11 protein-coding genes and 1 pseudogene are annotated in these 16,407 nt (G+C 50.3%); 7 read left to right on the top strand and 5 right to left on the bottom strand.

Features of this window, described 5'->3' with window-relative positions:
- Positions 1-18 precede the first annotated feature (18 nt).
- The 3 genes from carB to ACZ1HF_RS07270 form a co-directional block, all read right to left on the bottom strand.
- Positions 19-3,318 (bottom strand): carbamoyl-phosphate synthase large subunit, encoded by a 3,300-nt coding sequence (gene carB, locus ACZ1HF_RS07280; protein WP_472656865.1) that lies wholly within the window; start codon positions 3,316-3,318, stop codon positions 19-21.
- A 68-nt stretch (positions 3,319-3,386) separates the two neighbouring features.
- Positions 3,387-4,586 carry a glycosyltransferase family 87 protein gene (locus tag ACZ1HF_RS07275; protein ID WP_472656864.1) on the bottom strand — a complete coding sequence of 400 codons (1,200 nt, stop codon included), beginning with the start codon at positions 4,584-4,586 and terminating at the stop codon, positions 3,387-3,389.
- Between the two features lie 288 nt (positions 4,587-4,874).
- Entirely contained in the window at positions 4,875-5,627 is a 753-nt protein-coding gene (locus ACZ1HF_RS07270) for an alpha/beta fold hydrolase (RefSeq protein WP_472656863.1), read from the bottom strand.
- 77 nt (positions 5,628-5,704) lie between these two features.
- Here ACZ1HF_RS07270 and ACZ1HF_RS07265 point away from each other — a divergent pair, with 77 nt between their 5' ends.
- Positions 5,705-6,076, top strand: coding sequence for a hypothetical protein (locus tag ACZ1HF_RS07265; RefSeq protein ID WP_472656862.1), 372 nt, complete (start codon positions 5,705-5,707; stop codon positions 6,074-6,076).
- Here the strand turns inward: ACZ1HF_RS07265 and ACZ1HF_RS07260 are convergent.
- The gene (locus ACZ1HF_RS07260; protein WP_472656861.1) at positions 6,073-6,984 is read right to left on the bottom strand and encodes a pirin family protein; all 912 of its coding nucleotides are present in this window, start codon (positions 6,982-6,984) and stop codon (positions 6,073-6,075) included. The genes ACZ1HF_RS07265 and ACZ1HF_RS07260 overlap by 4 nt on opposite strands.
- 167 nt (positions 6,985-7,151) lie before the next feature.
- Between ACZ1HF_RS07260 and ACZ1HF_RS07255 the strand changes: the two genes are divergently transcribed.
- Positions 7,152-7,589, top strand: coding sequence for a hypothetical protein (locus ACZ1HF_RS07255; protein ID WP_472656860.1), 438 nt, complete (start codon positions 7,152-7,154; stop codon positions 7,587-7,589).
- A gap of 88 nt (positions 7,590-7,677) precedes the next feature.
- Here the strand turns inward: ACZ1HF_RS07255 and ACZ1HF_RS07250 are convergent.
- Positions 7,678-9,107: pseudogene (locus ACZ1HF_RS07250) on the bottom strand (Glu/Leu/Phe/Val family dehydrogenase).
- A 314-nt stretch (positions 9,108-9,421) separates the two neighbouring features.
- Here ACZ1HF_RS07250 and ACZ1HF_RS07245 point away from each other — a divergent pair.
- The 5 genes from ACZ1HF_RS07245 to rpoD all read left to right on the top strand — a co-directional run bounded on the left by ACZ1HF_RS07245 (position 9,422) and on the right by rpoD (position 16,308).
- Positions 9,422-10,921, top strand: coding sequence for a TadE/TadG family type IV pilus assembly protein (locus ACZ1HF_RS07245; protein WP_472656859.1), 1,500 nt, complete (start codon positions 9,422-9,424; stop codon positions 10,919-10,921).
- Positions 10,918-11,538 carry a TadE/TadG family type IV pilus assembly protein gene (locus ACZ1HF_RS07240; RefSeq protein WP_472656858.1) on the top strand — a complete coding sequence of 207 codons (621 nt, stop codon included), beginning with the start codon at positions 10,918-10,920 and terminating at the stop codon, positions 11,536-11,538. The genes ACZ1HF_RS07245 and ACZ1HF_RS07240 overlap by 4 nt, the downstream gene beginning before the upstream one ends.
- A gap of 24 nt (positions 11,539-11,562) precedes the next feature.
- Positions 11,563-12,177, top strand: a complete 615-nt coding sequence (locus ACZ1HF_RS07235; RefSeq protein WP_472656857.1) for a TadE/TadG family type IV pilus assembly protein — start codon at positions 11,563-11,565, stop codon at positions 12,175-12,177.
- Between the two features lie 123 nt (positions 12,178-12,300).
- On the top strand, positions 12,301-14,235 hold the full coding sequence (dnaG, locus tag ACZ1HF_RS07230) for a DNA primase (protein ID WP_472656856.1): 1,935 nt from the start codon (positions 12,301-12,303) through the stop codon (positions 14,233-14,235).
- An 84-nt stretch (positions 14,236-14,319) separates the two neighbouring features.
- A complete protein-coding gene (gene rpoD / locus ACZ1HF_RS07225; RefSeq protein WP_472656855.1) occupies positions 14,320-16,308 on the top strand; it encodes an RNA polymerase sigma factor RpoD in 1,989 nt (662 codons plus the stop codon).
- Positions 16,309-16,407 lie beyond the last annotated feature (99 nt).

Here is a 16,407-nt window from a genome sequence, read left to right as displayed (position 1 = left end):
TTCAACCGACTGCCGTGTTTATCCCTGCAACGCCCTCACCCCTATATCTCCTTCAACGCGTTCGCGCATCGCCAAGGCGGCGGCATGTGATGCAGCGGCTGTCGTGAAATAAGGGATTTTGTCATAAAGTGCGACGGCGCGAATGCTCCTGCTATCCTCGACAGCAGCTGCGCCCTCGGTTGTGTTGAAGACCAACGAAATCAGTTTGTCTTTTAACTGATCCACCACATTGGGGCGACCTTCATACACCTTATTTACCGTCTCGCAAGCGATCCCTTGATCCGTTAGCCATTTCGCGGTGCCTCTTGTGGCGATCAGCGGGTGGCCGAGCGCGGTGATGATCTGCGCGGCTTCCAGCATCATCGGTGTTTTGTCAGCGTCCCGGATAGAGAGAAAGACCTTTCCTTCGCCGTTCTCTGGCAGGGTTGTTCCGGCACCCATCTGTGCCTTCAGGAAGGCGCGGGCGAAGTTGCGGTCCCACCCCATGACCTCGCCGGTGGAACGCATCTCGGGGCCAAGAATCGTATCGACACCGGGGAAGCGGGCGAAAGGCAGTACAGCCTCTTTCACGGAAAACCACGGGGTTTTCGGGTCGGCAAGGGTGAACGGATTGCCCAAAGGCAAGACGTCCATCGGGTTGTCCGAAGGCGCGTAGGGCTCTCGCAATGGGAAATTGCTAAGGGGTTCGCCCGCCATCAGGCGCGCAGCGATAGCGGCGACAGCAGAATCTGTTGCCTTGGCGACGAATGGGACAGTACGTGACGCGCGTGGGTTGACCTCGATCAGAAAAATCTCACCTGCTTTGACGGCAAATTGCACGTTCATCAGGCCAATGACATTCAAACCTTTTGCCAGGGCAACGGTCTGGGTTTTCAATTGGGAAATAATGTCGTCAGGCAATGAATGTGGCGGGAGCGAGCAGGCCGAGTCCCCTGAATGAACACCTGCTTCTTCAATATGCTGCATGATGCCCGCGACATGCACATCCTTGCCGTCTGATAGGGCATCCACATCAACTTCGATCGCACCGGCCAGATAGCTGTCGAGCAAAACGGGACTGTCCCCCGACACGACAACCGCATCGGAAATATAGCGTTCCAGCTGTGCCTGATCTCGCACGATTTCCATTGCGCGACCGCCAAGGACATAAGAGGGACGAATAACCAGTGGGAAGCCAATTTCTTTTGCAACCTCAAGGGCTTCCGCATCAGAATGAGCAAGTGCGTTATGGGGCTGTTTGAGATTGAGTTTCTGGACAAGCTGTTGGAAGCGCTCACGATCCTCTGCCAGATCAATCGCATCCGGTGAGGTGCCAAGGATCGGAATGCCAGCATCATTCAGCGCGTTTGCCAGTTTCAATGGCGTCTGACCGCCAAATTGCACGATAACACCATGGAGCGATCCGTTTTCCTGTTCCACGCGCAGGATTTCCATCACATGCTCGAAAGTTAGCGGTTCGAAATAGAGCCGGTCGGACGTGTCATAGTCGGTGCTCACCGTTTCCGGGTTGCAGTTGATCATGATCGTTTCATAGCCTTGCTCGGTCAGCGCGTAGCAGGCGTGGCAGCAGCAATAGTCGAACTCTATACCTTGGCCAATACGATTGGGGCCGCCGCCAAGAATGACCACCTTTTTGGCATCTGTTGGGCGGGCTTCACACTCGACCTCGCCCATCATTGGGGTCTCATATGTGGAATACATGTAGGGCGTCTGCGCCTCGAATTCGGCGGCGCAAGTATCGATGCGTTTGAAACAAGCCGTGACGCCAAGGTTGTGGCGGGCGTTGCGTACTTGCGACTCCTCGCGTCCTGTTAATTTGGCGAGTCGGGCATCTGTGAAGCCCATCATTTTAAGTGCGCGAAGCTGTTCTTCTTTAACGGGTAGGCCGTTTTTACGAATGTCAGCCTCTGTCTCTATGATATCGCGGATCCGGGCAAGAAACCACGGGTCAAAACTTGTGACTGCGTTGATTTCGTCATCCGACAACCCGTGGCGCATGGCTTGTGCGATAACTCGCAGCCGGTCAGGGGTCTGCTTAGCAAGCGCTTTGGTCATCGCAGCTTTTTCAGGCGCGCCTGATATTTCAATCTCATCGAAACCGGTTAATCCTGTTTCCATCGACGCCAACGCTTTTTGCAAGCTTTCATGGATCGTGCGGCCAATTGCCATCGCCTCGCCAACGGATTTCATCGCCGTGGTCAGATAGGGCTCAGAGCCTGCGAATTTTTCAAAAGCAAAGCGGGGGATTTTGGTGACAACATAATCAATCGTCGGTTCAAAGCTGGCAGGCGTGACCTTTGTGATGTCATTGTCCAATTCGTCCAGCGTATAGCCTACGGCAAGCTTCGCGGCGATTTTGGCAATAGGGAAGCCAGTGGCTTTGGACGCCAGAGCTGATGAGCGTGATACACGCGGGTTCATCTCGATCACGACCATGCGGCCGTCGGTGGGGTTTACCGCCCACTGCACGTTGGAGCCGCCGGTTTCGACGCCAATCTCACGCAGCACCGCGATCGAGCGGTTGCGCATGATCTGGTATTCCTTGTCGGTGAGCGTCAGCGCGGGAGCCACAGTGATTGAGTCACCAGTATGGACGCCCATTGGGTCCACGTTTTCGATGGAGCAAACGATGATGGCGTTGTCGGCTTTGTCCCGGACAACCTCCATCTCATATTCTTTCCAGCCCAGAAGGCTTTCGTCGATCAGGATCTGATTGACAGGGGAAGCGTCGAGACCGGATTTGCAAAAGTGTTCATAATCGTCACGGTTGTAAGCCACGCCGCCGCCGGTGCCGCCAAGTGTAAAGGCGGGCCGGATAATCGCTGGAAGGCCAATCGTTTCAAGGGCTTCCATGCATTCTTCGATGGTATTGGCGATGGTGGCTCTTGGATTTTCGATGCCCAGACGATCCATCGCTTCGCGGAAGAGTTTGCGATCCTCTGCCATTTCAATGGCATCGCGTTTGGCGCCGATCATCTCGACATTGAATTTATCGAGTATGCCCATCTCTTCCAACGCCAGTGAGGTGTTCAGCCCAGTCTGCCCGCCCATTGTTGGCAAAAGCGCATCAGGGCGTTCCTTCTCGATGATTTTGGCGACGACTTCCGGTGTGATCGGCTCGATATAGGTCGCATCAGCGAGGCCTGGATCGGTCATGATCGTTGCGGGGTTGGAGTTCACCAAGATCACCCGGTAGCCCTCTTCCCGGAGGGCTTTACAGGCTTGCGCGCCGGAATAATCAAACTCGCAGGCTTGCCCTATGACAATAGGACCCGCGCCAATGATCATGATCGACTTTATGTCGGTTCTTTTTGGCATGGCAGCGCCCCCGGTAATTTGCAAATTGTCGTGGGTTTAAGGGCGCGCGCGGATAGGTGCAAGGGGTGTTAGGCTTGTTCTTTGTTTTCTTTAGGCATCATTATAATAAATATACCGAAGAGAAGAACCGTCGCCGATCCAATGGCCGAGCTAAGTGGTGGTGAGTGAAAGGTTTTTATCACATAAATCATGAGCGGAATTGAGTTCAACGACAAAACTAAAAAGAAGGCGAAGGTTCCCCAGTGTGCCCATCCCATTCGTAATAGGGCGGGTGCAAAAGCTAGAGCAGTTAGAAAATGATAAGACCAACTCATAGGACTGAGGAATGATACAGAAATTATCCATAATGGCCAAATCTTTTGGTATAATGTTGTTTTTGTAGATCGATACGCAGTAATCATCATTATTATAGTTACAACTAGTAAGCATATTTTATTGATTGTATCAATCCAATTAGGTAATTTTTGAAAAGCTACTGCGGCAGTTTGGGGCGTATTTAGTGACCCCATACTATTTAGTAGAACTGATAAGTTATAACTTACATGAGAGGTTAGAATACTACTAGATATTAGGGATATTTGGTTTAGGAAAGCTTGATGTAACGGCCACCCTGCTAGGTAGATTGAAGTTAAAAAAATACTAAAAATTGTGAAGCCAAAAGATATGACAGATTTCCAATCTTTTCGCGCCACCCAGATTAGCACAAACAGAATAGGGTATATTTTGATAGATACAGCCAAGGCTAAAGAGATACCAGCTAGTATAGCTGATTCATTGTATGCACGTTCGATTGCAAGGATAATTAAGAAAGTTGTCAATATCTGTGGCTGTGCTTGGGAAAGAGCAATAAAACCAGAACTTGTACAAGTGTAGAAAACAAAAACAAGAATAACCCATATCTCTAAAGAGATTTGTGGCTGAAATATGCGCCATGTTAAAGTAGCTATTCCTGCAGTTAGAATTGAGTTTATAAGATAAATCGAAAAAAATATAGTATTATGATCTATATACGGCGCTATCCAGCTCATAAATACAGCCCATATAGGAGGATAAATAAATGGATAAAGTGTTATTTTATTTGAATCCACCCCTATTTTATTTGATAATAAATTCCAAGACTGTGGATATGATAAATTAAAGACGTCAGCTGGCAACGCATATATGCTGTCATAACTCCCTTTTGCATATTCTATTCCTGCAAAGTAAACAGCTAGAAAGTCATTTGGAGTGCTATGTCTGAAAAATACAGTTACACTGGTTATCAACATTAAAAAGACTAAGAGACTACGTAATATCATTACTAAAATTATGCTTTCTTTTAAATTTCCTAATATAATGATATTACGTATAGGAACTTATAAAATTAAAGTGAGTTTTTCACAGCCCGCGAAGCGCCGCTAATATCGCGGCCAACGCCCTCGACAGTTTCACAGGCGCTCAATGCTAGGATGGCGATGAAAGGCAAAAGGCGGGTCATTTGTGTCCTCATAGATCGTTTGTTTTAGGAAGCATATCTGCTGCTGCGAGGCCGGGCAAGCGGGGCTGTAGAGCCATATCTACATATCAAGAAATGCCCGAACCGCTGCCTCGAATTCACGCGGTTTTTCGGCATGAAGCCAATGTCCGGCATTGGGAATTTTGGCGAACTTGGCATTTGGGAAAAGGGGTTTGATGATCTGGCGATGTTTTGGCAAGACATAATCAGATGCGCCACCGGATAGAAAAAGGGTAGGGCCTTCAAAGCTGCCGGAAATAGGCGGGAATCCGACAATTTTGTCCATCTCTGCAGCCAGAACATCTAAGTTCAATAGCCATTTTCTCTGCTGTATATCAAGGGATTGAAGCAGGAAGGATTGAACGCCTTGGTCAAGGTTTGTCATCTGACTTGCGGCATCGGATCGTTTATCTATTTTACTAAGATCAACAGCCTTCATTGCGTCAATCGGTTCCATCTGGCTATGGGAATATCCAACCGGTGCGATGTCTGCGACGACCAGTTTGTTGATCAGATCAGGGTGTCGGGTCGCCAGCACCATCGCGGCCTTGCCCCCCATGGAATGCCCCAATACGTCGGCAGGCTGGCCAAGATCGCCCAAGGTCTTTGCCAAATCCGCGGCCATATCTTCGTAGGAATGCGTGCTGAACCACGGGCTGTTTCCATGATTGCGCATGTCGACAGCGATCACATGGCGGGTGTCCGAGAGCCGCTTGGCAATTACACCCCAATTGCGCGCAGAACCGAAAAGCCCATGGGCGATCAGCAGGGGCGGGGTGTCATTCGGCGTGCCATATGCGGTGAGATCAAGCATAATTTGGCCTAGCACCTGAAGCTGCCCGTGGAAAGTGCTAGAAAACCGCGATATACCGCCAAATCGGAGGGCTGATTATGGAACAGGTTGTAGCACGCCAGCTCGTAATACGGATTTACGAGCTATTGGGCGAACGGCTTTTGGCAAAAGGTGCGACGCTGGATGCGCGTGTGCGACACGCGGGGCGCATGTTGCCAAAGCATGTGCGTCGTGCGGCAGTACAGATGGTACAGGTCAGCAAGATGTCTGAAGACCCGAAGCTGGTTATGCAACTGGACTCCAAGGAGGTCAGCACCGCTTATGATGCGTGCGTGAATTACCTGACATCCGTTGATCCGAAAGAGCAGAAGGCAGATTGGCGCGTTGGGCTGGCTGCAAGCATTGGTATGAAAATCCTTTTCGTATCAGCCCTAGTGGTTGTCGTCATCTGGTGGCGCGATTTGATTTAATGCCCCGCTTTGATGAAGCTTCCATTGCGCAAATCTGCCATCGCCTGCTGAAGTTCCTGGCGTGTGTTCATTACGATGGGCCCGTGCCAGGCAACAGGTTCCTGAATCGGGCTACCCGAAATTAACAGAAACCGGATTCCATTCGGACCAGCCTGAACCGTGACCTCATCGCCAGTGCCAAATTGGATCAGGGTGCGGTTTCCCGATAGATCACGAATGTTTAATTCCTCACCCAAGACTTCTTTTTCCAGTAGAACACCTTGAGGTGCGGATGCATCAGTGAATTTCCCTGACCCATCGAACACATAGGCAAAAGCACGGCGATACGTGTCGATCTTGAAAGATTTGCGCAAACCGGCAGGGACAAAAATGTCGAGATATTGCGGGTCTGCAGCGATACCGTCGACGGGTCCACGTTTGCCCCAGAACTCGCCCACGATGACTTTCACTTGTGTACCGTCATCGTCTATGACTTCCGGAATGTCCTTGCCCTGAACATCCTGATAGCGCGGGGCAGTCATTTTCAGGCTGCCGGGCAGATTTGCCCACAGCTGAAATCCATGCATCTGGCCTTGTGCATTCCCTTTCGGCATCTCCTGATGAAGAATGCCGGACCCTGCGGTCATCCATTGCACATCGCCCGCACCAAGCGTGCCCTCATTGCCAAGGCTGTCACCATGATCGACTGTCCCGCTGAGCACATAAGTGATCGTCTCAATGCCGCGGTGGGGATGCCAAGGGAACCCGGCCGCATAATCTGCAGACGTTTCGTTGCGGAAATCGTCGAACAAAAGGAACGGGTCCAGCATATCGGGATTATGAAATCCAAACGCACGATGAAGTTTAACGCCAGCTCCTTCCAAGGTTGGTACGGCAGTGCTTTGATCGATGACGGGTCTGATGGACATGGAATTCTCCTTCGGCTTGATCTGTAAATAGGTCATATGAAACGAGCTGCCAATTGCGTCAGTGTGAACAAAATCCCTTCATCACCGCACAGATCACCAGAAGGTATCTGGCACTTTGTGGTTACTGCTTGTATGCACTGAAAAATTTTCCAACGGGGCAATCCTTCATGTCAGATATCATAGCTTCGATTACACCATCGCCAGCCCGACGGAGTTTTGGGGCAGGGGTGTTGTTTTTGTTGGGGTTCATATTGCTCTATATCGCTGCAGCGCGTCCTCCTTCGGAATTTCACTGGACGGTTGTGTTATTGGGCTGTGGGGCAGTATCTGTATTTGGTGGCTACAGGTTGTGGACCGCCACGGCCTGTGCGGTTGAGTTGACCGAAGCAGGTCTGCACCTGTCCGATGGAACAGAAATTTGCACCCTCGATCAGATCAAAAACGTGGATCGCAGCTTTTTTGCCTTTAAACCATCAAACGGGTTTCTGATCCGAACTCCGATCCAGTCATCCGCGGGCTTGGGGGCCTGGCCTTTGGTGGCGTTTCGGAAAATGGGTCGGGATTGGCGGTGTTACACGCGGCTCAGAAGCCAAGATGATGGCTGATGCGCTGGCCTTTCTTGTGGCCGAACGCGATGGCAAAATGGGTTGAACAAATTTGATCAGCCCCTGTTTATGGCGTGTTTTTTCTTCGCTACAGCCCTTTTGCGCGGTAGCTGTTGGCAACCCGATCAATCGACACCAGATAGGCTGCTATACGTAGATTATTGACGTCGTCGCGGCTGTGCCAAACCTCACGCATGGCCTGATAGGCGGTGCGCATCGTATCATCGAGACCGGACCTCACCAGCTCAATTTCGCCCGCGCCTTTGAGAAAACGGTTTTTGAAATCAGGGCTCAGTTCCCAACCAAGTTGTTTATCCGAAGACAGACGCTCCAATTCATTGATCAGCAGGTTGTGCTGCGCCTCTTCCTGACGCTTGCCCATTCGACCAAAGCGAATATGGCTAAGGTTCTTGACCCATTCGAAATAGCTGACGGTCACACCACCAGCATTGGCGTACAAGTCTGGGATAATTACTGTGCCTTTCTGACTGAGGATATCATCGGCACCGGCAGTAATCGGACCATTCGCAGCCTCTATGATGAGGCTTGCCTTAACCTCTTCCACATTGGACATGTTGATCACGCCCTCCAAGGCAGCTGGGATCAGGATGTCACAATCCGCTTCCAGAATTGTTGCGCCATCTTCGATATATGTACCATCCGGACAGCCTTTAACGCCACCATGCTGAGTGATCCACGCATGAACACCATCGATATCAAGACCAGCGTCATTCACCAGTGCACCATCTCGTTCGATAATCGCTGTAATCAGTGCGCCATCTTCCGTGCTGAGAAACTTGGCGGCATGATACCCCACATTGCCAAGGCCTTGAACAATGATGCGTTTGCCGTCAAGTGTTCCATCAAGGCCAGCTTTTGCGACATCCTCAGGATACCGAAAAAATTCTTGCAGTGCGTATTGCACGCCACGTCCCGTGGCCTCTACCCGACCCGCAATACCACCTGCATTAAGCGGCTTGCCGGTTACACAGGCGCGCGAGTTGATGTCTGTCGTGTTCATCCGTGCGTATTGATCGGCAATCCATGCCATCTCGCGCTCGCCCGTGCCCATGTCGGGGGCGGGTACGTTTTGCGACGGGTGGATCAGGTCGCGTTTGGCAAGCTCATAGGCAAAGCGGCGGGTGATCTGTTCCAGTTCGTGTTCATCCCATTCGCGCGGATCAATGCAAAGGCCACCTTTTGAGCCGCCAAAAGGCGTTTCAACCAGCGCACATTTGAAGGTCATCAGGGCGGCCAGCGCCTCAACCTCGTCCTGATTGACAGCCGATGCAAATCGGATACCGCCTTTGACGGGTTCCATATGTTCTGAATGGACGGCACGATACCCAGTGAATGTATGGATCTGCCCGCGCAGACGCACGCCAAAGCGTACCGTATAGGTCGCATTACACACTCTAATCTTCTGTTCCAGGCCGGGGGAAGGTCCATCAAACGGACTGCGCGGCTAAACATCAGGTCAACCGATTCGCGGAAGGATGGCTCATTTGGCTGTTTCATGACGGTTCCTATGTGAACAAAAGCTTAAGAAATGGAGGAATAGCTCCTAGATTCGTTTAATTGTTAACCGTTTGCAGAATGTTAAGCACGTTGAAACGAGACATGAGTCGGGCGGAATCGAGGCAAATTCGAGGGGATTCTTGCTATTTTGGAAACAAATAATCAAAAAAAAACCGATTTTGTGGGTGGTTGTTGATAAAACGTTGAGATTTAGACAGACTTTGCCCCATTCTTGCCATAGTGTTCTGGCCAATACAGAGTCTAATATTAGGGTAAATTCATTATACGCGTGCTGGCGTTATGGAAGGGCGATTATGAGTGACATGAACAAAACTGGTCTATGGAATACTGTATCACGTAAAGCGATGCGCATGGCGTCATGCTTCAAGCGTGATGAAAAGGGGTCAATGATGCTATTCAGCCTGCACATCTTCGTGCTGATGCTGATTGTGACCGGTATGGCGATTGATTTCATGCGCCACGAACAAACCCGCGTACGCCTTCAAAACGCGTTGGACCAAGGTGTGCTTGCCGCTGCGAATATCAATAACGATCGGACCGATGACGAAGTAAGACAGGTTGTTGAATCCTATGTGACGACAGAAGGTTTCGACAATTACGGGCTTTTTGACGTAAGAGTTTCAAATAACACAGCTGCATCGCGCACAGTTGAAGCTCAGATTGCAAGCACTGTTCCATCAATGTTCCTTAATATAATTGGAATTGATTACATAAACGCCCCTGCCAGAACGACGGCACAGGATGGATCCCCTGAAAAAGAGATTTCATTGGTTTTGGATATGTCTGGCTCAATGGGAGGCACTGCAGCCGGGACTAGCACAAGTAAAATCGAAAAGCTTAAAGATGCTACAGAGATTTTCTTTGATCTGGTTTTGACAGATGAAAATCGAGACCGGGTGTCGGTCAATCTGGTCCCATATACCGGTCAGGTGAATCCTGGTGCTGATATCATTCGGGCCGGTGGCTTCAATATTAACCGGAATCACCCGTATTCTGATTGTCTAATATTTAAGGATGATGACCTGTTCAGGGATACAGCAATTGATAGAACTGTTACATATGAACAAGAGCCTCATTACGATACAAGCGGCAATGCTTCTGGTTCGCCAAGAGGTGCTGCTGATGATTTTACCATCAAAAATCCACCATGTCGGACGGAAGACCATAATTCAATCATCACATATCAGAATGACAAAGATCTTCTGCAGCAAAGGATTGAGAAATTTGAACGTGCGAACACAACTGCGATACACTATGGTTTAAAGTGGGGTGTTGCTGTTCTTGATCCGAGTTTCAGAGATATTGCTGAGCAGCTGCGTGCGGACGGCGTAAATCCACCTGAGTTTTCTGGACGCCCGACAGATTTTGGCGGGAATGTCGATAAAATTGTCATTCTCATGTCAGATGGTGCAAACAATGGCACAAGAACCGTAAGAGACGATTACTATGACAGCCCCAGTAAGATATTCCATTGGAATAGATACGGCTTTAGGCGCTCTCAAAGTGTATTTGGCCTTGATAACAACGACTATGGCGCCAATAGAGCTTTTAATAATGGTGATGCTGACCGGCAGGCTGAGTTAATATGCGAAACAGCGAAAGATCAAAATATAACATTCTACTCTGTTGCATTTGCGGTTCCGGCAGGACACCAGGCCGCTCGGGTGGAGCGGCTGATGAGGACTTGCTCAAGCGGGCCTGATAAATATTTTGAAGCAACAAGCGGGGCTGAATTGGAAGATGCATTCAGAGAAATCGCTAAATCTGTAAACAAACTACGTTTGGTGCAATGATGGAGCCTAATATCGTTTTAGAAAGACTTAGGCGGTTGAAAAGCCGCCTCAAGTCTGAAGATGGTTCTTCTACGATCGAGTTCGTGCTTCTGTTTCCAATCGTATTTGTCATGTTCCTGACAATTTTCGAACTTGGTATGATCATGACACGGTATATGATGTTTGACCGCGCTGTCGAAATTGTCGTGAGAGATATCAGGCTTTCAAGTGGTACAGCATTGGATGTTGATGATGTAAGAAATAGCATTTGTGAGGAAACTTTGATCCTGGCAAGCTGTTACACCATTGATGCTGGTGGGGATGTAATATCCAGTAAACTCGTTGTTGAAATGATGCGAATAAAATCATACGACGATAATAATCCTGGTGCTGATACCCCGTGGGATTTCACACAGGTAGATGCGCCTGCACAGTGTATTGAGCGTGAAACAGGGGTAACACCTGTTACTCAACTGACTACATCCGGTGAAAGTGATGTGATGTTTTTGCGTGCCTGTATTGAAGTCGATACATTCTTTGGCTTCTCAGAATGGGCGCTTCAGATGCATCGTGATTTCACGGGTACATATTCTATGGTCGTCGAATCTGCATTTTCAGCCGAACCAAACTCAGGCTGATAGTGGGAATACAAAGGTATAATCATGTCTATAATTTCTACTATGATGCGTGAAAAAGTGTTGTCTTTTATACGTGATACACGTGCAACTGCGACAATGGAATTCGTAATAGTTTTCCCGCTTTTTGTGTTTTGGTTTGTAGCAAGTTTGGTTTTCTTTGACGCTTTCAAAAGCAGAAACCAGACTCAAAAAGCTGCGTATGTTATAGCGGATATCGTATCCCGGTCTCAAAGCCCGCTAACGGATAATGATTTTGACGGGTTGACGGAACTCTTTAACAGAATGGTTGTTACAAGCGGGCGAACCCGGCTACGTATAACTAGCTTCATGAGAGATGAGGAAGCTTCTCAGGAATATAATTTGCAATGGTCTCGATCATCAGATGTGGCTCTTCCGGAGCGGAGACAAGCTGATATGACCGCTCCAGGATTTGTAAGACGTCTGCCGATTATAGATAATGGGGAATTTGTAATTCTGGTTGAAGCATACAATGATTACAAAGTTCCACTGATTAATCTAACGTTTCTAGACGCAATGACTTGGGAAGAGTTCACTATAACGACACCGCGGCTCGTTCGCTGTGTTCTGTATGATGGTATTGTCAATACATGCCCCTTGCCAACGCCGCCTACGAGTTAGTCTGTCAATAAAGGCACATTGATTGCTTTAACTTCCTGGTTGCCAGTGTGACATAGAGACGTTGCGTGATGATAATGCCGCCAACTATCGACTCTGGTCGCGGAAGTCGTGATATTATCTCGCATGAGTCTGCCTCCTGGTTTTCTTGATGAACTACGCTCTCGAACTTCGATCGTGCAAGTGGTCGGGCGGAAAGTGGTTTGGGATGCCCGCAAATCCAATCAGGGCAAAGGGGACATGTGGGCACCGTGTCCTTTTCATCAGGAAAAGACGGCCAGTTTTCATGTGGATGATCGCAAGGGCTACTATTACTGCTTCGGATGCCACGCTAAAGGCGATGCAATCGGCTTTATAAAAGAGACGGAGAACGTCTCTTTCATGGAAGCCGTAGAAATCATGGCGCGCGAGGCAGGGATGCAGATACCTGCGCGTGATCCGCAGGCCCAGCAAAAGGCAGACCGTCGATCAGAACTTGCCAGCGTGATGGAACAAGCTGTGCAATTCTACCGGTTGCAGTTAAAGACCGGTGCCGCCACGGCTGCGCGGGATTATCTGGCCGGGCGTGGTTTAAAAAAGCCGACACTCGATCAGTTTGAGATCGGTTTTGCCCCGGATGGCTGGCAGGCCTTATGGGATCATCTGACTGGTAAGGGCGTTCAGGAAGAGCTGATCCTTGCCGCTGGTCTGGCCAAGCCATCCTCGAAAGGCGGCAAGCCTTACGATACGTTCCGCAATCGCATTATGTTCCCGATCCGTGATCCGCGCGGGCGCGCGACCGCATTTGGTGGCAGGGCCATGGATCCCAACGAGAATGCCAAATACCTGAACTCGCCTGAAACAGAGCTTTTTGATAAAGGGCGCAGCCTATATAACCATGGTCCAGCCCGTGAAGCTGCTGGCAAAGGCCAGCCGCTGATTGTCGCCGAAGGGTATATGGATGTGATTGCCTTGGTATCCGCGGGGCTATCTGCCGCCGTCGCACCCTTGGGAACCGCCATCACGGAAAACCAATTGCAGCTCTTGTGGCGCATAGCGCCAGAGCCGGTGATTGCGCTAGACGGGGACAAAGCTGGTCTGAATGCCGCCATGCGCCTGATAGATCTTGCGTTACCGCTGCTGTCGGCTGGGCAATCGTTGCGCTTTTGTATCCTGCCGGAAGGGCAAGACCCCGACGACCTGATCCGTGCACAAGGGTCTGAGGCCATGCGCAAACTGGTTGATGGTTCCAAACCTCTGGTGCAGCTTTTATGGCAGCGCGAAACCGATGGTAAAAGCTTCGATAGCCCGGAACGTAAAGCGGCTCTGGACAAGTCGCTGCGCGATGCCCTGCGCAAAATCGCGGACGCTTCGTTGCGAAACCATTACGCTGCTGAAATCAAGCAACTGCGCTACGATTTATTCACGGCAAACCGGCCTCGCAAAGAGCGTGGCAAATGGCAGCCGGGAGGACGTTTCTCAGATAAGGTTGCGCCGGTATTATCGACACGCAACTCGCTTCTGGCGCAATCCATGGATGTCGAAGAACGGGTGCGCGAGGCAGTCATTCTGGCCATTCTGGCGAACCACCCGTCGCTGTTGCAGGATTTTCTGGATGATCTGGAAACGCTTGAGTTTCACGGACAAGACCATCGCGCCTTGCTGGCGGGTTTGCTGCGTCATACGGATGAAACGGACGTTGATCGATTGCGCCATATTCTGGAGGCCGAGATTGGCACCGCACCCTTTGAAAAACTCTATTCCCTGAGCCATGTGCAGATTGCACCTGCTGTACGTGCATATGCTGATTTTGAGTTAAGCCGAATGACGTTGGCCGAAGAGTTGGCAAAGCTTGAAGCCCGACGTGGTGTACAGCGCGAGATTGAAGATGCGATCGAAGATATATGCGGTTTGGCAGATGAAGGGCTGACATGGCGGTTGGCTCAGGCAGCCGATGTTCGAAACCGCGCAGAAAGAAGTAAATTAGATGATGAAACAGGTGACGGCGAAGATCGCAGCGCTATGTCTCATTATCTACAGAGTCTCATCGATGGTGAGGTTTGGGTAAAGAAAATAAAGTAAACAGGCGTGCGAATCGATATGATTCGCGCTATTGATTCGAAAACGAATCACAGCGCGTCCGAATCCGCCCTTAAGGAGCACGAGATGGCCCCCAAAGATACAGATGATCAGAAGCAAGATCGTGAAGACGCGGAGTCCGGTCTGGACATGAGCCAAGCCGCAGTCAAGAAGATGATCGCTGAAGCGCGCACGCGCGGTTATATTACGTATGATCAGCTCAACCATGTGCTTCCGCCCGAGCAGGTCGCCTCGGAACAGATTGAAGATGTGATGTCGATGCTTTCCGAAATGGGCATCAACATCATTGAAGAAGAAGACGCCGAAGAGGAAGACAACAGCTCGGCCGCATTGGTCGAGACCTCTCAGTCCAAAGAGGTTGCGATTGCAACCACGACGACGGAGACGCTGGATCGTACCGACGATCCTGTGCGGATGTACTTGCGTGAGATGGGCTCGGTTGAATTGCTCAGCCGCGAAGGCGAGATCGCGATTGCCAAACGGATCGAGGCCGGACGCAACACGATGATTGCAGGGCTTTGTGAAAGCCCGCTGACATTTCAAGCGATTACAATCTGGCGCGATGAACTTCTGTCCGAAGACATCTTGCTACGCGATGTGATTGATCTTGAGACAACCTTCGGTAATTCGATGGATGAAGATGGGGTGGAACCTGTCGTTCCAACTGCCACAGCAGAGCCGGCCACTGCCACACCACCCGCTGCAAGCGAGGAAGAGCAGGAGCTTGACGCGGATGGTAATCCGATTGCCAAGGATGACGAGGACGATGAGGATGAGCAGGCCAATATGTCGCTTGCTGCGATGGAGGCAGCGCTAAAGCCGCGCGTGCTTGAAACGCTGGATACCATTGCAGATGATTATGCGAAATTGGCTGATATGCAGGACCTGCGGATCTCGGCGACACTGAACGAAGATGACAGCTTCACGAAAACAGAAGAGACCGCTTATCAGAAGCTGCGCAACGAGATTGTAGAGTTGGTGAATTCGCTTCATCTGCATAACAACCGGATTGAAGCTCTGATCGACCAGCTTTACGGGATTAACCGCCGTATCATGTCAATCGACAGTAACATGGTGAAATTGGCCGATCACGCGCGGATCAACCGCCGTGAATTCGTAGATGCTTATCGCGGGTATGAACTTGATCCGGGCTGGCTCGACCGAATTTCCGAGAAGACAGGACGGGGTTGGACGGCATTTGTCGAGAAAAGCCGCGACAAAATCGAAGATTTGCGTGCCGAGATGGCGCAGGTTGGTCAATATGTTGGTGTCGATATTACCGAATTCCGCCGCATCGTGCAGCAAGTCCAGAAGGGCGAAAAAGAAGCCCGTCAAGCCAAGAAAGAAATGGTTGAGGCCAACCTGCGGCTGGTGATCTCAATCGCTAAGAAATACACAAACCGCGGCCTGCAATTCCTTGATCTCATTCAGGAAGGTAATATCGGCCTGATGAAAGCGGTTGATAAGTTTGAATACCGTCGTGGCTATAAATTTTCGACCTATGCAACATGGTGGATCAGGCAGGCCATCACACGCTCCATCGCCGATCAAGCCCGCACGATCCGGATCCCGGTCCATATGATCGAGACGATCAACAAGCTGGTGCGCACGGGCCGGCAGATGTTGCATGAGATCGGCCGCGAACCAACACCAGAGGAATTGGCAGAGAAACTGCAAATGCCTTTGGAAAAAGTACGCAAAGTGATGAAGATCGCCAAAGAGCCAATCTCCCTTGAGACGCCAATTGGTGATGAAGAAGACTCGCAGCTTGGCGATTTCATCGAAGATAAGAACGCAGTTCTGCCGCTGGACTCTGCTATTCAGGAAAACCTGAAAGAAACGACAACTCGTGTTCTGGCCTCTCTGACGCCGCGTGAAGAGCGCGTGTTGCGGATGCGCTTTGGTATTGGGATGAACACGGACCATACGCTTGAAGAAGTAGGTCAGCAGTTTAGTGTGACCCGTGAACGTATTCGCCAGATTGAAGCCAAAGCGCTCAGGAAGTTGAAACACCCGTCACGGTCCCGAAAACTACGGAGTTTCTTGGATCAGTAAGTCCACAAACGGCTGATACAGCACGGCCTGAGCGCAGTAAGGCTGATCACGCGTCTCCTGCGGTTTTGGCGCCATTGCCTCAGAGCAGGATGCGACATT

Source organism: Litoreibacter sp. GN1-5 (assembly GCF_055693805.1).
Note: the sequence above shows the minus strand (reverse complement) of the source record. Positions and strands in the feature narration are given on the sequence as shown.